The organism is Amycolatopsis sp. NPDC059021, assembly GCF_042739895.1.
GTDB lineage: Bacteria > Actinomycetota > Actinomycetes > Mycobacteriales > Pseudonocardiaceae > Amycolatopsis.
In genome coordinates this window covers 220275-237642 of the sequence record NZ_JBHYIQ010000001.1, presented here as the reverse complement: position 1 = coordinate 237642, position 17368 = coordinate 220275, and the positions used below count along the sequence as shown (strand labels likewise).

Here is a 17368-nt window from a genome sequence, read left to right as displayed (position 1 = left end):
CCGGCCGCCCCAGCCCCCCCCCACCTCAGCCCATCACTGCTTGCTTGCTTCAAGTGCTGGGAGGTGTTCTTCCGAACGGAGCGTTCGCGACACATCGCCGGGCCCGCCGGAATGCCGTAAAGGCCTCCTTACCGGCGCTGAGCGCTGTGAAGGAGGCCTTCACGGCCTGGCGAACCACCCACCAGGCCCCGACTGAGACTGTGATGGGGGTCACAACTGCTGAACGACTACGGATGTCGAGAACGTGGGGCCCGGTCCGTCACAGGGGCACGAGCGGCCACGAGGGCCGCACGGAACCGGGAGGCAATCATGACGATCAAGCGGATGGATCACGTCGGCATCGTGGTCGAGGATCTCGCGGCCGCCATCGCGTTCTTTGTCGAACTGGGCCTGGAACTGAAGGGCCAGACGACCGTCGAGGGCGCATGGGCGGACCAGCTCATCGGACTGGACGACGTCCACACGGACATCGCCTTCCTGCGGACCCCGGACGGGCACAGCCAGGTCGAGCTGTCGACGTTCCACACGCCCGTGTCCAGCACCCCCGCGCCGAGGGCGCCGGTGAACGTCCCGGGCATCCCTCGCGTCACGTTCGTCGTCGAGGGCCTCGACGACCTCCTCGACCGTCTGCGCGGGCACGGCGCCGAACTCGTCGGCGAGGTGGCGCGGTACGAGGACTACTGCCGGTACGCCTACACCCGGGGCCCCGCCGGGGTCATCATCGGGCTGGTCGAAGAACTCGGCTGAAGCACCACGGTTCACTCCCGTCGTCCACGGAATCACCAAACCTCCACACCGGAAAGGACCGCCGCCATGGCCGTCGCCGCCGACCTCGACCGCGCCACCGACTCGCAATGGGACTGGGTCGCCGAGCAAACCCGTACGTATCTGGCCTCGGGCGGAACCGAGGGACATGAGTCGAACGGCTTGTACACCCTTCTGCTCGCCACGACCGGCCGCAAGACCGGCATTCCGCGTCGCGCCTGCCTGATCTACGGCACCTCGGGGGACGATTTCGTCGTCGTCGCCTCCAAGGCCGGCGAGGACGACGATCCAGACTGGTTCAAGAACCTCCAGGCCGAGCCGAGTGTCGGGGTCCAGGTCGGCACCCGCCGCTTCACCGCCCGCGCCCGTGTCGCCTCCCCCGCCGAACGCGAACGCCTCTGGCCCCAGATGGCGCGCATCTTCCCGCTGTACGACGAGTACGCCCAGAAGACCGACCGCGTGATCCCGATCGTCCTGCTCACCCCAGTGGACTGACGCCCGGTCAGGATCCGGCCACTACGCCCCATGACCACCCTCGATGCGATATGGTCGAACATATGTTCGCTACCGATGCCGCCGCGTTCACCGATCTCGATTCCTTTGTGGACATTCCACGCACCGAAGGACTCTGGCTGTCCCCGGACGGACGGCGGATCGTGGTCGGCGTCGCGACCCCCGATCGGGGCCGGAACCGCTACACGACGGCGTTGTGGGAGGTCGCGCCCGACGGCGCGCTCCCGGCCCGCCGCCTCACCAGGAGTGTCGAGGGCGAGTCCGGGGCAGCGTTCACACCCGCCGGTGACCTGCTGTTCGTTTCGGCGCGGCCACACCCGCTCGTCACCGGTGAGGGAGTCGGTTCGCTGTGGCTGCAGCCCGAGCGGGGCGGTGATGCCCGGCTGATCGCCGCGCCCGCCGGCGGTGTGCGCGGCGTCGTCGTCAGCGAGACGGGCACCGTCGTTTTCGGCTCGACGACACCGTCCTCGCCCGAGGCCGGGGCGGCACGCGCGGCCGCGAAGGTTTCGGCGATCCTGCACGAGGAATTCCCGGTCCGCTACTGGGATCACGACCTCGCGCCGGAACGGACGCGACTGTTCGCGGCCACGCTCAGCGGCGGGGAAGCCCCGCTCGACCTCGCCGATCTCACCGGTCACGTGGGCCGGGCGCTGGACGACGAAAGCACCTGGGACACCACCCCGGACGGGCGCGCCGTGGTCGCCGCCTGGACGGTGGCCGAACCCGGTGGCTCACAACGGCACACCCTCGTCGCGATCGACGTCGCGACCGGGGAACGCCGTGTCCTGCTGGACGACCCCGCTCACGAGTATCACGCGCCCCGCATCTCACCGGACGGCACCCAGGTCGCGGTCGAGGTCGAGCGCCGGTCCACTGTGGACGAACCCGAAGACCGGTTCCTCGGCGTCGTCCCGCTCGCCGGCGGCACGATGCGGCCTCTGGCCCAGGACTGGGACCGCTGGCCACGCTCCCCTGGCTGGACTCCGGACGGCGAGGCACTCGTCGTCACCGCCGACGACCAAGGCCGGGCACCGCTGTGGCGCGTCGACCTCGGTACCGGGGCGGTCAGCAGGCTGACAGCCGACCACGGCACGTACACCGACTTCCGGATTTCCCCGGACGGCTATTGGGTTTACGCGCTGCGCTCCGCCGTCGACAGCCCGCCCGCGCCTGTCCGGATCGCCCTCGACGGCACTTCGATCGAAACGCTGCCCGGCCCCGCGGAAGCACTCGGCGTCGACCTCCGCCTGCCCGGACGGCTGGAGGAGGTGACCACGACGGCCGACGACGGCACCCCGCTGCGCGGCTGGCTCGCCGTGCCCCGAAGCGCGTCCGCCGACGCCCCCGCACCACTGCTCCTCCAGATCCACGGCGGCCCGCACATGTCCGCCAAGAGCTGGCACTGGCGCTGGAATCCGTGGCTCGCGGTCGCTCGTGGCTACGCCGTCCTGCAGCCCGACTACGCGCTTTCCAGCGGATACGGCGCGGATTTCATCCGGCGTGGCTGGGAGCGTCGCGGCGACACGCCCTTCCGCGATCTCATGGCCGTCACCGATGCCGCGCAGCGGCGTCCCGAGATCGACGCGAACCGCGCCGCCGCGACAGGCGCGTCCTACGGGGGCTACCTGGCGAACTGGATCGCCGGGCACACCGACCGATTCGCCGCGATCGTCACCCACGCGTCCATCTGGGACTTCGACACGTCGGCGGCCACCTCCGACCTCGCGTATTTCAAGCGGCGGCAATGGGGCGGCGAACCGGCGAGGGACTCCCCGCACCGGTCCGCCGACGCCATCACCACCCCCATGCTCGTCGTCCACGGCGAGCGCGACTACCGTGTCCCGGTCGGCAACGCGCTGCACCTGTGGTGGGAGCTGTGCGCGCGGTCGAAGGCCGACGACGGGTCGGGCCCGCACAAGTTCCTCTACTTCCCCGACGAAGGCCATTTCATCCGGAAACCCTGCAACGTCAAGGTTTTCTACGCGACGATGTTCGCCTTCCTCGATCACCACGTGCGCGGCGTGCCGTGGCAGCGGCCCGAACTCCTCGGCTGATCCTCACGCGGAAACGGGTTCGAGTACGCCGAACCATCGCCGCATCGCCGTGTCGAGGGCGGCCAGTTCCGCGGCATCCGGGCTCGGGGAATCCGATGCCCGCGCCACGTAGCAGTCCGGCCGCAGCAGCAACGCCGTCGGTGCGTCCGCCGTGGCGCGTCCGGTGACGACGTCGACGCGGTCGGTCCGCTCTGACCACGCGGCGGCCACCGAGCCGTCCTCGGTCAGGTCCACCAGCAGCGGCCGCGCGGTCCGCGTCAGCTCAGCGAGCCGGACGATGTCCTCCCCGAGGCGTAGCTCCAGGTCCGGGGCGAACCGGCCGACGGCCGGCTGGGCGCCGGGCGCGCCCATGTCGTAGCGGACATCGGTGCCCGCGATCAGCTCGGCGACCCGCCGGACGGCGTCCCGGTCCGCCAGCAGTTCGGTGAACAGCTCGCGCAACGCGGTGACCTCGGTGCCCGGCGAGATCAAGGCCTGCTGGGCATCGGCGTGCGTGATCATCCGGCGGGCCGCCCGCCGCCGCTCGACTCGGCAGTTTTCCGCGCCACCTGTATTTGAAGGTCTGCGAAGGCCTCCTTCACGGCGCTCAACGCTGCGAAGGAGGCCTTCACGGATCACTAACCCATAGAGAAAACTTCAACGCGAAGTCGTATAGAGCGTTATACATCAGTCGCGAGTGTGCGCTCAGGTGAATGTCCATTGCGGACGGTCTACTGTGGAGCGGTCACCGTTGTGCTGCCCGCTCCGATGGCGGGCCCCCCCCCCGGGGGCGGCCCCCCCAAAAAACGGGACGTGCTCAGGCTCCGGTCAGGCCACGACGCTTCAGCAGCGGCTCGATCTCCGGATCGCGGCCGCGGAACGCGCGGAAGGCGGCCATCGGGTCGACGCTGCCGCCGCGGCCGAGCAGCTCACGCCGGAAGTGGTCGCCGTTCGCCCTGTTCAGGCCGCCGTTCTCGGTGAACCACTGCACGGTGTCGGCGTCCAGCACCTCGCTCCAGATGTAGGAGTAGTACCCGGCGCTGTAGCCGCCGCCGAAGACGTGGTTGAAGTACGTGGTGCGATACCGCGGCGGGACGCTCTCCAGCGCCACGCCCGCCTTCACCAGCGCGTCGGTCTCGAACCGCTGGACGTCCTCGACGTGATCGTCGACGCCGAGCCCGTGCCACGCCTGGTCGAGCAGCGACGCGGCCAGGTACTCGGTGGTCGCGAAGCCCTCGCCGTACTGCTGCGAGGCGAGCAGCTTCTCCACCTGCTCGGCGGGCAGGGCCTCGCCGGTTTCGTGGTGCTTGGCGTAGTTCGCCAGCACCTCCGGCCACAGCATCCACATTTCGTTGACCTGCGAGGGATATTCGACGAAGTCGCGCGGCACGTTCGTCCCGGAGAACGTCGGGTAGGTCACCGACGACAGCAGCGAATGCAGCGCGTGCCCGAACTCGTGGAACGCCGTCACGACCTCGTCGAAGGTGAGCAGCGTCGGCTCCCCCGCCGGCGGCTTGCCGACGTTCAGCACGTTGACCACCACCGTCTTGCGGTCCAGCAGCCGCGACTGGTCGACGAAGTTGTTCATCCACGCGCCACCGCGTTTGGAGTCGCGCGTGTAGTAGTCCATCAGGAACAGGCCGAGCGCGCTGCCGTCGGCGTCGAAGACCTCGAAGATCCGGACCTCGGGGTGGTACTTCGGCAGGTCGTCCCGCTCGGTGAAGCTCAGGCCGTACAGCTTGCCCGCGGCATGGAAGACGCCGTCGATCAGCACCCGGTTCAGCTCGAAGTACGGGCGCAGCGCCTCGGTGTCGACCTGGAACCGGCTCCGCCGCACCTTGGCCGCGTAGAACGCCCAGTCCCACGGCCGCAACGTCGCGCCCGGCTCGTCGGCCGCCAGCAGTTCCTGGAGTTCGGCGGCCTCGGTGCGCGCGTTGGCCACGGCCACCGGCGCCAGCCGTTCGAGCAGGCCCACCGCCGCCTCGGCCGTCTTCGCGGTCTCGTCGGCGATGATGTACGCCGCGTGGTTCGGATACCCCAGCAGCGCGGCCTTCTCCGCGCGCAGCCGGACCAGCTCGGCGACCAGTGCGTTGTTGTCGAACTCGTTGCCCCGGTTGCCCCGGGAGACCGACGCGGTGAAGATCCGCTCCCGCACCGCCCGGTTCTCCAGCGATTCCAGCGCGGCCTGCGCCGTCGGCAGGGTCAGGTTGAGGACGTACTTGCCGTCCTCGCCCCGCGCCGTCGCGGCCTCGGCAGCCGTCGCGATCGCGCCCTCGCCGAGCCCGGCCAGCTCCGCGACGTCGTCGATGACGACCGCGAGTTCGTTGGTGTCCTTGAGCAAATGCTGCTGGAACCGCGTCTGCAGCGTCGACAGCTGCTCGTTCAGCTCACGCAGCCGGGCCTGCTCGGCCGCCGGCAGCCCGGCACCCGCGCGGGTGAAGTCGGTGTGCCGTCGTTCGAGCAGCCGCAGCGACTCCGCGTCGAGCCCGAGGTCGTCGCGGCGCTCGTACAGCGCGTTGATCCGCGCGAACAGGCGCGGGTCGAGGTGGATCGCGTCGGCGTGCGCGGCGAGCTTCGGCGCCATCTCGGCCTGGATGGCCTGGATCTCGTCGGTGGCATTCGACCCGGCCAGGTTGTAGAACACGCTCGACACGCGGTTCAGCAGCTCCCCCGCGCGTTCGAGGGCGACGATCGTGTTCTCGAAGGTCGGTTCGTCCGGGTTGCCCGCGATCGCGGCGATCTCCGCGGTGTGCTCGGCCAGCCCCTCCTCGAACGCGGGGCGGTAGTGCTCGTCCGCGATGCGGTCGAACGGCGGCAGGGCGTAGGGCAGTTCGCTCGCGGTGGCGAACGGATTGTCCGGCGAAATCATCGGGTGTGCTCCTGGTCGAATCGGCGTTGCCGCCACCCTACGGGGTTTCCGGCAGGCTCCGGCACGGCTTTCCGTAGGGGATCGCGCGGCGCGTCACCGTCCGGTGGAGCCCCCGACGACGGCGTCGCTGGCCCCGGAGGCCCGCTTCGCCTTGCCCTTCTTGGCCTTCGGCGCGGGCGGCACGATGCCCGCCAGATCGCCGCCGTGCTCGTTGACGCGGAGCACGAACGGGCGTGTCTCGGTGTAGCTGATCGCCGAAACGGACGCCGGGTCCACGACGATCCGCTGGAACGCGTCGAGGTGCTGGCCGAGGGCGTCGGCGAGGATCGCCTTGATCACGTCCGCGTGACTGCACAGCAGCCAGACCGCGTGCTCGCCGTGCGCCGCGGTGATCCGCGCGTCGTGCGCCCGGACGGCGGCGACCGCGCGGGCCTGCATCGCGGCGAGCCCCTCCCCGCCGGGGAACACCGCCGCCGAGGCGTGCGCCTGCACGACCCGCCACAGCGGCTCCTTGTAGAGGGTCTTCAGCTCGCGGCCGGTCCACTCGCCGTAGTCCACTTCGGACAGACCGGGTTCGACGGTCCTGGTCAGGTCCCGCGCGGCGGCCAGCGGCGCCAGCGTCTGCTTGCAGCGCAGCATCGGCGAGGTCACCAGCTCGGCCAGCGGCACGCCGTCGAGCCGCTCGACCAGCTTGTCCGCCTGCGACCGTCCGGTCTCGTCGAGCCCGACCTTCGGCGTCCGCCCGGCCAGGATGCCCGAACCGTTCGCCGTCGACCGGCCGTGCCGCACCAATATCACCGTACCCACGAGCCCCACCCTACGTGCCGCTGAAAGGGACGTACGCCGTGAAGGCCTCCTTCACAGCACTGAGCGCTGTGAAGGAGGCCTTCACGGACCATCGATCAGGTGTGGGCGGGACCGGCGTTCGGGTCGAGGACGCCGGTGAAGATCAGCAGGAACAGGATGAGACCGAGCGCCACCCGGTACACCACGAACGGCACGAAGCTGCGCTTCTTGATGTAGGCCATCAGCCAGGCGATCACCAGGTACCCGGCGCCGAACGCGACCAGTGTCGCCAGGATCGTCGGCCCCCACTGCGCCGTCTCGCCGTTCTTGCCGATGTCGGTCAGCTTGTACAGCCCGGAGCCGAACACCGCGGGCACCGCGAGCAGGAACGAGTACTCGGCGGCGTCCGCGCGGGTGTAGCCCATCAGCAGCCCGGCGCTGGTCGTGCCGCCCGAGCGCGACACGCCGGGGATCAGCGCCAGCGCCTGCGCGAACCCGAAGCCGAGGCCGTGCGGCACGGTGAGGTGGTCGAGGTTCCGCCGCTGTTTCGCCACCCGGTCGGCAACCAGCAGGATGAGGCCGAACACGATCAGGGTCGTCGCGGTGATGCGCAGGTCGCGGAACGAGCGGTCGATGGCGTCCTGCAGCAGCAGGCCGAGCACCACGATCGGCAGCGAGCCGACGATGATCAGCCAGCCCAGCCGCGCGTCCGGGTCGTGCCGCCATTCCTTCTTGTACAGCGAGAAGAACCAGGCCATCAGGATCCGGCCGATCTTCTTCCCGAAGTACAGGATGACCGCGAGTTCCGTGCCGATCTGGGTGACCGCGGTGAACGCGGCGCCGGGGTCGTCCCAGCCCGCGAGCGCCGCGGTGATGCGCAGGTGCGCGCTGGAGGAGATCGGCAGGAACTCGGTCAGCCCCTGGACGAGGCCGAGTACGAGTGCCTCGAACCACCCCATCAGCCCACCCCCGCCAGTTCGATCGCCTGTTCCGCCGGTGCCAGGTTTCGTCCGATTCGCACGAGCGCAGACCCTAACGGGCATACCTGCGGCGACACGTGCTCACCTTGGTCAAGTCACGCGGGGTGCTCCGGCTAGGCTCGCGGGTCGTGGAAAAGCGACAGCTCGGCCGGTCGGGACTGCGTGTCTCGCGGATGGCCCTCGGCACGATGACCTGGGGTGGTGACACCGACGCCGAGGAGGCGGCCAGCCAGCTGGTCGCCTTCGTCGACGCGGGCGGCACGCTGGTGGACACCGCGGACATCTACAGCGAGGGCGAAGGCGAACGCATACTCGGTTCGCTGCTGGGCGATCTCGTCCCGCGCGAGGACGTCGTCGTCGCCACGAAGGCCGTCGCCCGGCGCACCGAGGGCCCCTTCGGTGGCGGGGCGTCCCGGGGCGCGCTGCTGACCGCGCTCGACGGTTCGCTGCGCCGCCTCGGCACCGACCATCTCGACCTGTGGCAGCTCCACGCCTGGGACGCCACGGTCCCGATCGAGGAGACCCTCGCGGCCCTCGAGTATGCCGTGACCAGCGGCAAAGCGCGCTACGTCGGCGTCTCGAACTACGCGGGCTGGCAGCTGGCCACCGCCGCCGCGCGGGCGGGCACGATCGCGCCGATCGTGTCCACGCAGGTCGAGTACTCGCTGCTGGAACGCGGCGTCGAACGCGAGGTCGTGCCCGCCGCCGGCCATCACGGGATCGGGCTGCTCGCCTGGGCGCCGCTGGGCCGTGGCGTGCTGACCGGCAAGTACCGGACCGGGACGCCCGCCGACTCGCGCGGCGCGTCCAGCGTCTTCGCCGGGTATGTCGAGCACCACCGGACCGACCGCGCGGCGCGGATCGTGCAGGCGGTCGCCACCGCGGCGGACGGGCTGGGGACGTCTCCGCTGGCCGTCGCGCTGGCCTGGGTCCGCGACCGGCCCGGCATGGTCGCGCCGGTGGTCGGCGCCCGCGACACCGGACAGCTCACCGGCTCGCTCGCGGCCGAGGAGATCACGCTGCCGCCCGCGATCCGGTCGGCACTCGACGACGTCAGCACGCTGGAATTCGGCTACCCGGAGCGCTGGCCGCGGTGACCCGGGGTGTCGATCAAGTTGTGGCTTGGATGACCGTTGGGTGACGCGCACGTGACGCACAGGGCAAGGTGGAGCATGCTGGACGGAACCGTCCGCCGAGGAACAGCTGGAGGCACCAACGTGAGTCGGCGCGCCGCCGTGTCACGGATCGCGATCCCGCTCGCCGGTGTCCTCGTGCTGACCGGATGCTCCTCGGGCAAGCAGCAGGCCGACAGTCTCCAGGTCGTCGCGAACCCGGTGGCCGCCACGGCCGCGCCGTCACCCGCCGTGACGGCCAAGCCCGCGGGCCAGGTCCTGGCGGCGCCGGCGGTCTCGGCCATGGCCGCCGACGCCGCCAGCCACAGCCTCGTCGTCGCCTTCGCGCAGCCGCCCTCCCTGAAGATCTACGACGTCGGCGCGGCCCCGGCCGAGAAGGCCACGATCGCGCTGCCCGGTCCCGCCGAACGGCTCACCACCTCGCCCGGTCAGGTCCTCGCGAGCATTCCGGCGAAGGGCCTGCTCGCCCGCGTCGCACTGCCCGGTGGGCAGCTGACCACGACGCCGATCTCCGGGCAGCCCGCCGCGGGCGTCGCCGACGGGGCGCAGACGCTGGTCGCGGTGCGTGATCGCAAGGCCATCGACGTGCTCGCCGACGGCAAGGTCACCAAGACGATCACCGGCGATCTCTACAGCGCCGACGACGTCGTGGCCACCGGCACCGGCGTCGTCGTGCTGGATCGCCTGCGGACCGCGCTGCTCTCGGTCGACGTCGGCGCGGGCAAGCTCGGCGCCGGCCTGCGCGCCGGGGAGGGCGCCGCCAACGCCGTGGCCGACGACTACGGCCGCGTGCTGGTCACCGACGCGCGAGCCGGGGCACTGCTCGCGTTCTCGGCGGACCCGCTGCTGCTGCGGCAGCGCTATCCGGTGCCCGGCGGCATCTACGGCATCGCTTACGACGGCAAGCGTCACCTCGCGTGGGTCACGCTCACCGGCCGCAACGAGGTGGTCGGGTTCGACGTCCGCGGCGGCGAACCGGTGGAGAAGTTCCGGTTCCCGGCCGTGCGCCAGCCCGACTCGGTCAGTGTCGACGACCAGGACGGCCGTGTGTTCGTCGGTTCGGCCGCCGGAGAAGGGATACAGGTGATCCAGCCATGACGACGGTCGACGAGGCGGTGGTCGAAGGGGACTGGGAGTACCGCCGCCTGCGCCTGCCCCCCGGGGTCTCCCGGCGCGCGGCGGCTACCCAGCTCTCGATCCACGCGGAGTTCGCCGGGTGGGAGCTGTCCACGGTCCGGCTCTACGCCGACGGATCCCGCCGCATCTGGCTCCGGCGCAAGCGCCAGCCCGCGCTGGCCGGGCTCCCCCTGATCACGTGAGGTGAGCTGAAGGGGACTTTCCTCGCATCGGATGCGACGAAAGCGCCCTTCAGCGCGTCCTACGAGACGAAGGTCCCCTTCAGCCACTCCTGCCAGAGCGTCTCGGCGGTGGATGCGTCCGTACTGGGTGAGAACACGTGGTGCGAGGCGACCATCGGGCCGCGAAAGCCTTCCAGGAAGCGGTAAAGCGCGTCCGCGGTCCGGATACCGGCGTTGTGCGCGTCCACCGCGTAGACGACGCCCTCGACCGGCTTCCCGCCGATCTCGAGCCGCACGGCGTCCCCGGCCGACGGCCGCGCGGCGAGGCCGAGCGCCGCGCCCAGCTGCGTCCACGCGGCTTCCCAATCCGCCACCGGCGGACCAAAAGCTGTGACCGGTACAGCATGACGTCCGGCGAAATGCGTGAGGTACTCGACCAGCGTGCGGAAGAAGAACGCCCCGCCCGCCGACATCATCTCGAACTCGTCCTCCCAGTCGTCGCCCGGCAGGAACCCGCTCGTGACACAGCGGACGACCGAGCTGCCGCCGTCGCGCCCCTCGATCAGGAACTCGTACGCGACGAACCGGCCGTCCGGCGCGCGTTCTCCGCCGTAGACCAGCCTTTCCAGCGGGTCCCAGCCGGTGATGCGGTGCTCGGGCCGGTACGCCGCGAACGCCGTCCGGACCGTGCCGCCCTCCCCCGCCTCGACCTCGTTGCGGCCCATGAACCACGAGTCGATGCCCGGCCCGGTCGCGATCGCGTCCCACACCTGCTCGGGGGTCGCGTCGATCTCGGCCTGATCGGTCAGCTCGAATTCGTGGCCCATCAGGACTCCTCGCCCGTCGTCTCGGGGGCATCGGGGACGCTGGGATGCACCGCGACGACCACGCGGTGGTTCCGGCCCTTCTCGGCCTTCTCATCGTGGTACTTGCTCACCAGCGCGGTGACCGCGGTGGTGAGTTCCTCAGCGAACGCCGCGCGATCGGCCGCCGAAGCGAACCGGACTTCGCCGTCCAGCGCGAAAGTCGCAACACGCTTACGCGCCTTCGCGGCTCCGGTGATCAGGAGCCCGACGTCGCGCACCAGTCGTCCGGCAACGGCCAGCAGCCAGCGCGCGGAAAGCCGGTCCGGGGACTGCGCGGGATCCGGCTGAACCGCGGCCAGCGCGGTCGGCGAAATGACGTACGAGGACGCCGTCGCGCGCATCATCCGCTCGGCGACGTTGCCCTTGCGCCGCTCCTCGACCAGCTCGACGAGCCCGTGCTTCTCCAGCGCGCGCAGGTGGTAGTTGACCTTCTGGCGGGGCAGGTCGACCCGCGCCGCCAGCATCGTCGCCGACGCGGGCTGAGCCAGTTCGGCCAGCAGCCGCGCGCGTACCGGGTCCAGCGACACCTCGGCCGCCGCCGCGTCCTCGATCACCGCCACGGGAAACATGGCACCATCGTCGAGCCGAACAGAGAATTTGTCAAGAAGGCCAGATTTGTCGGTCAGAGCTCCCTCCGGAACTCGTCCGCGATGCCGTGCAGGAACGCCCGGCACGCGTCGCCTTCGAGCGCGTGCCGCCGGAAGTGCGCGAACAGCTCCAGATGCTCCGCGACATCGGCCGGGTCACGGAGCGCCAAAGTACCCGCCTCCATCTCGACGGTGACCAATCGCTCATCGTAAACGGCGAAAATGTTGATCGGAACGTTGGCGAACTGCGCGGCGAGCGGGATGACCATCAGCTCGACATTCCCCCGGCGGCTCAAGTTCACCAGATGCTCGACCTGCGCCGCCATTGTCGCCGCGTCCGCGACCCTGCACCGCACCGCGGCCTCGGTCAGCAGGAACCTGAATTCCTTGGCCGGGTCGTCGAGCACGGACTGTCGCGCGAGTTTAGCCTCGACCAACACGTTTAGTTCTGACTCGCTGCCGCGCGACAAGGGGTGGAACACGTCGCTGCGCACGTATTCACGGATCTGCAGCAGCCCGGCCAGCATCGTCGGCAACACGTAACGGACCTGCTTCGCTTGACTCATCAGTGCCGAGAAGTCCTGCTGCCGCCACGCGGATCCCCGTTGACGGCTCCGGCGCCTACTCTCGAAATCGGTATTGGCCGCCCGCGCGAGCTGAAGCAACCGGGCCGATTCTTCCGGAGCGACGCCGAGAGCATGGACAATCCGCTCGACATCCAGTACGGACGGCAGAATCTTGCCCGTTTCGATCCTGGAGATCTTCGACTGGCTCATGTGAGCGCGTAGCGCCAGCCTGTCGCCAGCCAGGTTCTGCGCCTTGCGCAGCATGCGCAGCGCCTCGCCCAGTCCGAGCTGTCCCTCGATCAGGTCGTCCGGCTCGAACATCAGCCCCCGAGACGCTCCTCGAAGTCCAAGAACGGGACCGACCCGGCCACCGCATCTTGCTTGTACGCCAGGTACTCGGACACGTCTTCCGTCGCCAGCAACTCCGGGCCGACCCAAGTACCGTCCGCGTCGTAGTGCACCTTGATGACCGTTGTGTCGTCGAGCAGCATGAAGTCGTAGTCCGGCAACCGGGGCACCGGCATCGTGCGGGAATCGATGATCCTCAGATCTTCACCGGCCAAGGCGAGCTGGTGGTAGTACTTGAAAACGTACCGCTGGTAATCGGTCAAAGGGGTACTCAGCGCGTAGACCCGTTGGGCCAGTTTGCCGTCCGCCCGCCGCTGCCGGGCCCGGGTCAGGGCGGCATCATTGGGATCTATCTCGTAGGTACCGGTAGCGAGGAACTGCTTGAACTCCTCCTCTTCGGCCGCGACCCGGTAGGTCGGATGGATCTGCAACCGAAAGAGGGACTTCCGCATACCACGCGCCAAAGCGGCGTACTCTTCGCGGCTCAGCCATCGGTCAGCGGATCGCACGGGCAGCCTCCACCAGCAAATCGACCGGAATCTCGACGACCGCTTCCCCATTTGGTGCGCCCACGTCCAGCAGGTCACCTTGAACAGCGATCGTTCCCCGATCCGTGACGAAAACGGTAGGACAATCTTCGACGTTCTTGCATGCCCCTGCCAGCCTGACCCACGTCATGGCCACCTCCCCTGCTCAGTTGCCAGAGTAGGGCACGCTACTGACGAAGATCAGGTTCAGTCAGGTTCTCGAATAACCACATCGTGTCAACTCACAGGCCTCGGTAGGCCGTGTGCACCAGCGCCGCTATCCGGGGCAGCACCTGCGCCGACGCCTCCAGCGGGAGCACGTGCCCCGCGCCGGGGAGCACGATCGACGTGCCGTTTTCCAAGCCCCGCACCAGATCCTCGACATCGGAGGCGGACACGATCCGGTCCCGCTCCCCCACCATCGCGATCACCGGGAGGTCGCCGACGAGCGCGAGCGCCGCTTCCCGCGCGTACGCGTCCAGCGCCGGCCGGAACAGCGACACCGTGTGCGGCCAGTTGCCGCGGATCATCTTCACGGTCAGCTCGACCTGCTCCGGCTCGGGATCGTCGCCGAACAGCCACCAGCGCAGCCCGGCGCTGACCGCGCGGCTGGTGTGGTCCCGGACGAGTCCGAAGATCTTCGAGCCCAGCACCATCTCCAGATCGCGCGCGAGCCTGCCCAGCGTGTTCGGCCAGGCGGCGGAGGCCTCCGTCGCGAGCCCGCCCGACGAGGTCCCCAGCAGCACCAGCCCCGCCACGCGGTCGGCGAACAGCGCGTGGTGCCGCTGGGTCAGGGACATGATCGCCAGCCCGCCCATGTCGTGCCCGGCCAGGATCACCTTGCCCTCGGGCACGGCCCGGTCGACAACCTCGGCCAGATCGTCGCCGAGCTGCGCCATCGTGGCCGTCGCGCGCGTCGCACGGCCCGATTCGCCGTGGCCGCGGTGGTCGTAGGTGAGCACCGCGACCGGCTGCTCGACGGCCTCCGGGAGCACCGGCGCGATCCGGCCCCAGCACCGCTGGTCCAGCGCGTACCCGTGCGCCAGCACGACGGTGACCGGCGCGACGGGATCGCCCCTGCGCACGAGGCTCAGCGGCGTCCCGTCGGCCAGCACGAAATCGGCCATCGCGGCGGTTTCCCGTGTCCTGTCAGGAAGAGCGGAGGAACCGGTCGAGCACGCGCGTGCCGAACTTCAGCGCGTCCACCGGCACCCGCTCGTCGACACCGTGGAACAGCGCCGAGAAGTCCAGATCGGCGGGCAGCTGCAGCGGCGCGAACCCGAAGTTGCGGATTCCCAGCTTCTGGAACGACTTCGCGTCCGTGCCACCGGAAAGCATGTACGGCAGCGTCCGCGCGCCCGGGTCCTCGGCCAGCACGGCGGCGGTCATCGCGTCCACCAGCGCGCCGTCGAAGGTCGTCTCGACCGGCGGCAGTTCCAGCCACTCCTTCTCGATGTCCGGGCCGAGGATCTCGTCGAGCTCGCGGTTGAACGCCTCCAGCCTGCCGGGCAGGATCCGGCAGTCCACCGCCGCCTCGGCGACCGACGGGATGACGTTCGACTTGTAGCCCGCGGTGAGCATGGTCGGGTTCGCCGTGTCCCGCAGGGTCGCGCCGATCATGCGGGAGATGTTGCCCAGCTTCGCCACCGAGCCCTCGAGGTCGTCCTCGGGGAAGTCCCAGCCGGTGATCTCGGTGACGCCCGCCAGGAACTCCTTCACGGAATCGGTCAGCACCAACGGGAACCGGTGGTTGCCCAGCCGCGCGACCGCCTCCGAAAGCTTCGTGACCGCGTTGTCGCGGTGGATCATCGAGCCGTGGCCCGCCGTCCCGCGCACCCGCAGCTTCATCCAGCGGATGCCCTTTTCGGCGGTCTCGATCAGGTAGGCGCGGACGTTGTCCTTGAGCGTGATGGAGAACCCGCCGACCTCGCTGATCGCCTCCGTGACGCCCTCGAACAGCTCCGGCCGGTTGTCCACCAGCCACTGCGCGCCGTAAGTGCCGCCCGCCTCCTCGTCGGCGAGGAACGCGAACACCAGGTCACGCGGCGGCACGATGTTGTTGATCTTGTAGTGCCGCGCGAGCGCGAGGGACATGCCGACCATGTCCTTCATGTCGACCGCGCCGCGGCCCCAGACGTAGTCGTCCTGCACCGCGCCGGAGAACGGGTGGACCGACCATTCCGACGGATCGGCAGGCACGACGTCGAGGTGCCCGTGGATGAGCAGCGCGCCCCGGCTCGGGTCGGCCCCGGGCAGCCGGACGAAGACGTTGTGCCGGTTCTTGCCACCGGACTCGACGTAGGTGATCTCGTATCCGGCGTCGGTGAGCTTCTCCGCGACGTACTCGGCGGCGGCGCGCTCGCCGACCAGGGTCGCCGGGTCGCCGGTGTTGGTGGTGTCGATGCGGAGGAGCTCGCTGGTCAGCGTGACGGCCTCGTCCGCGGCGGCTTCGATCAGGTTCGGTTCACTCACCTCGCATTCCTATCATTCCCGCAGGGGTGCGGCGCGGCGGTCGCACCGGCCGGGACACCCGCCCCGAACGCCACCCCTCCGGCCCTGGACCGGGCGGGGTCTTCCCGACATGCTCGGTACGGGCGAGCGAAGGGGCGGCGGATGGCGATACTCGGCGAACTCGTGACGGGCCTGGCGAGCGGGACGGTCGAGGTGGTCGATCTCACCACCCCGCTGTCGGAACGGACACCGGTCATCCAGCTGCCGCCCGAATGGGGTCAGCCGTGGTCGTTCAGCCGTGAGGTCATCAGCCGCTACGACGAGGCGGGACCCGCGTTCTACTGGAACAACCTCCGGCTGTCCGAACACACCGGCACGCATTTCGACGCGCCGGCGCACTGGCTGTCCGGCAAGGACCTCGACGACGTCGCCAGTGTCCCGCCCGGTCGGCTCGCCGGTCCCGCCGCTGTACTCGACTTCACCGCGCAGGTGGCGGCCGATCCTGATTTCCTGCTCCAGCGCGAAGACGTCGAAGACTGGATGGAGGAACACGGGCCGCTTCCGGAGCACGGCTGGCTGCTGTACCGGACGGGCTGGGCCGAGCGTGCGCCCGAGGAGTTCCACAACGACGGCGTCTCGCCCGGCGTCGAGGTCGACTGCGCGAAGTGGCTTGCCGAGGAAACGCCGGTGCTCGGCATCGGCGTCGAGACCATCGGCACCGACGCGGGCGCCGCCGCGCTGTTCGAGCCGCCGTTCCCGTGCCACTGGTACTTCCACGGCGCCGGGAAGTACGGGCTGACACAGCTGCGCAACCTCCACCGCCTGCCCGCGACGGGCGCCGTCGTGGTGGCCGCGCCGCTCCCGATCGTCGGCGGCTCGGGCAGCCCGGCGAGAGTCCTCGCGCTGATCGAACGCTAATGTGCACTGTGGACGATTTCGAGGCGGAGCGGACGCGCCGGCGCGTCGAAGAACTCTTCCGGCACAACGCCGAGGACCCCGACCGGCAGGGTTCCTTCACCCTGTTCGAGAAGGAATGGGTGCTGCTGGACGGCGTGTTCTCCCCCGCCGTCACCCCGGCCACCAGGATCTTCACGTCGTGGCTCCCCTACCCTGCCGACGGTCGTTTCCTGGAAATCGGCCCCGGCGCGGGGGTCACCGCCGTCACCGCGGCACATTCGGGATGCGCGTCGGTGACCGCGGTCGACATCTCCCGCGCCGCCGTGGAAAACACCCGCCGCAACGCCGAACTCCACGGTGTCGCCGGGATCGTCACCGCCCGGCACGGGGATCTGTTCGACGCGCTGGACGAATCCGACCGGTTCGACCTGATCTTCTGGAACTCCAATTTCGTGGAAACCGCGCCCGACGCGGTGAACGAGACCGAACTGCACCACGCGTTCTACGATCCGGGTTTCCGGGCACACCGGCGTTTCCTGGCCGAAGCGCCCGGCAGGCTCGCGCCCGCCGGACGGCTGCTGCTCGGCTTCAGCGACATCGGCAGCTGGAAATCATTGCGCAGCCTGTGTTCGGAACTCGGTCTCGCCATCGAAGTCCTGCGCACCGAACGCCTGGACCTCGACGACCCGGTGTCCCTCCAGCTCCTGGAGTTGCACCCAGCCTGATCACGCGAGATCTCCTTCCCGTCA

The 17368-nt window shown here is 69.7% G+C and carries 19 protein-coding genes; 8 read left to right on the top strand and 11 right to left on the bottom strand.

The window, feature by feature from the left end:
- Positions 1–309: 309 nt before the first annotated feature.
- From ACFWX1_RS00970 to ACFWX1_RS00960, 3 genes are all read left to right on the top strand, one after another.
- The gene (locus tag ACFWX1_RS00970; protein WP_378382739.1) at positions 310–747 is read left to right on the top strand and encodes a VOC family protein; all 438 of its coding nucleotides are present in this window, start codon (positions 310–312) and stop codon (positions 745–747) included.
- Positions 748–813: 66 nt separating this feature from the next.
- Positions 814–1260, top strand: coding sequence for a nitroreductase family deazaflavin-dependent oxidoreductase (locus ACFWX1_RS00965; RefSeq protein ID WP_378382738.1), 447 nt, complete (start codon positions 814–816; stop codon positions 1258–1260).
- Positions 1261–1322: 62 nt separating this feature from the next.
- Positions 1323–3332 carry a prolyl oligopeptidase family serine peptidase gene (locus tag ACFWX1_RS00960; RefSeq protein ID WP_378382737.1) on the top strand — a complete coding sequence of 670 codons (2010 nt, stop codon included), beginning with the start codon at positions 1323–1325 and terminating at the stop codon, positions 3330–3332.
- 3 nt (positions 3333–3335) lie between these two features.
- On the opposite strand, the gene ACFWX1_RS00955 is transcribed toward ACFWX1_RS00960, so the two are convergent.
- From ACFWX1_RS00955 to ACFWX1_RS00940, 4 genes are all read right to left on the bottom strand, one after another.
- On the bottom strand, positions 3336–3833 hold the full coding sequence (locus ACFWX1_RS00955; RefSeq protein WP_378382736.1) for a hypothetical protein: 498 nt from the start codon (positions 3831–3833) through the stop codon (positions 3336–3338).
- 295 nt (positions 3834–4128) lie between these two features.
- Positions 4129–6180 (bottom strand): M3 family metallopeptidase, encoded by a 2052-nt coding sequence (locus tag ACFWX1_RS00950; protein ID WP_378382735.1) that lies wholly within the window; start codon positions 6178–6180, stop codon positions 4129–4131.
- 93 nt (positions 6181–6273) lie between these two features.
- On the bottom strand, positions 6274–6987 hold the full coding sequence (locus tag ACFWX1_RS00945; RefSeq protein WP_378382734.1) for a histidine phosphatase family protein: 714 nt from the start codon (positions 6985–6987) through the stop codon (positions 6274–6276).
- Between the two features lie 95 nt (positions 6988–7082).
- Complete coding sequence (locus ACFWX1_RS00940) at positions 7083–7925, bottom strand: undecaprenyl-diphosphate phosphatase (protein WP_378382733.1); 843 nt, start codon at positions 7923–7925, stop codon at positions 7083–7085.
- Between the two features lie 149 nt (positions 7926–8074).
- Between ACFWX1_RS00940 and ACFWX1_RS00935 the strand changes: the two genes are divergently transcribed.
- The 3 genes from ACFWX1_RS00935 to ACFWX1_RS00925 all read left to right on the top strand — a co-directional run bounded on the left by ACFWX1_RS00935 (position 8075) and on the right by ACFWX1_RS00925 (position 10398).
- The gene (locus tag ACFWX1_RS00935) at positions 8075–9043 is read left to right on the top strand and encodes an aldo/keto reductase (protein WP_378382732.1); all 969 of its coding nucleotides are present in this window, start codon (positions 8075–8077) and stop codon (positions 9041–9043) included.
- A gap of 120 nt (positions 9044–9163) precedes the next feature.
- Positions 9164–10177 carry a YncE family protein gene (locus ACFWX1_RS00930; RefSeq protein WP_378382731.1) on the top strand — a complete coding sequence of 338 codons (1014 nt, stop codon included), beginning with the start codon at positions 9164–9166 and terminating at the stop codon, positions 10175–10177.
- Positions 10174–10398: a DUF5703 family protein gene (locus ACFWX1_RS00925; RefSeq protein WP_378323378.1), complete on the top strand. Its 225-nt coding sequence runs from the start codon at positions 10174–10176 to the stop codon at positions 10396–10398. The genes ACFWX1_RS00930 and ACFWX1_RS00925 overlap by 4 nt, the downstream gene beginning before the upstream one ends.
- Before the next feature lie 59 nt (positions 10399–10457).
- Here the strand turns inward: ACFWX1_RS00925 and ACFWX1_RS00920 are convergent, their stop codons facing one another.
- From ACFWX1_RS00920 to ACFWX1_RS00890, 7 genes are all read right to left on the bottom strand, one after another.
- Positions 10458–11204, bottom strand: coding sequence for an SRPBCC domain-containing protein (locus ACFWX1_RS00920; RefSeq protein ID WP_378382730.1), 747 nt, complete (start codon positions 11202–11204; stop codon positions 10458–10460).
- On the bottom strand, positions 11204–11812 hold the full coding sequence (locus ACFWX1_RS00915; protein WP_378382729.1) for an ArsR/SmtB family transcription factor: 609 nt from the start codon (positions 11810–11812) through the stop codon (positions 11204–11206). The genes ACFWX1_RS00920 and ACFWX1_RS00915 overlap by 1 nt, the downstream gene beginning before the upstream one ends.
- A gap of 53 nt (positions 11813–11865) precedes the next feature.
- Entirely contained in the window at positions 11866–12717 is an 852-nt protein-coding gene (locus tag ACFWX1_RS00910) for a helix-turn-helix domain-containing protein (protein WP_378382728.1), read from the bottom strand.
- A complete protein-coding gene (locus tag ACFWX1_RS00905; protein ID WP_378382727.1) occupies positions 12717–13304 on the bottom strand; it encodes a DUF6879 family protein in 588 nt (195 codons plus the stop codon). The genes ACFWX1_RS00910 and ACFWX1_RS00905 overlap by 1 nt, the downstream gene beginning before the upstream one ends.
- Positions 13240–13422: a hypothetical protein gene (locus ACFWX1_RS00900; protein WP_378382726.1), complete on the bottom strand. Its 183-nt coding sequence runs from the start codon at positions 13420–13422 to the stop codon at positions 13240–13242. The genes ACFWX1_RS00905 and ACFWX1_RS00900 overlap by 65 nt, the downstream gene beginning before the upstream one ends.
- Positions 13423–13513: 91 nt before the next feature.
- Positions 13514–14398, bottom strand: a complete 885-nt coding sequence (locus ACFWX1_RS00895) for an alpha/beta fold hydrolase (protein WP_378382725.1) — start codon at positions 14396–14398, stop codon at positions 13514–13516.
- A gap of 22 nt (positions 14399–14420) precedes the next feature.
- A complete protein-coding gene (locus ACFWX1_RS00890; RefSeq protein WP_378382724.1) occupies positions 14421–15743 on the bottom strand; it encodes a M20/M25/M40 family metallo-hydrolase in 1323 nt (440 codons plus the stop codon).
- 141 nt (positions 15744–15884) lie between these two features.
- Here ACFWX1_RS00890 and ACFWX1_RS00885 point away from each other — a divergent pair, with 141 nt between their 5' ends.
- Together ACFWX1_RS00885 and ACFWX1_RS00880 are read left to right on the top strand one after the other, a co-directional pair.
- Positions 15885–16640: a cyclase family protein gene (locus tag ACFWX1_RS00885; protein WP_378382723.1), complete on the top strand. Its 756-nt coding sequence runs from the start codon at positions 15885–15887 to the stop codon at positions 16638–16640.
- Positions 16641–16648: 8 nt separating this feature from the next.
- Complete coding sequence (locus ACFWX1_RS00880) at positions 16649–17344, top strand: methyltransferase (protein WP_378382722.1); 696 nt, start codon at positions 16649–16651, stop codon at positions 17342–17344.
- Positions 17345–17368 lie beyond the last annotated feature (24 nt).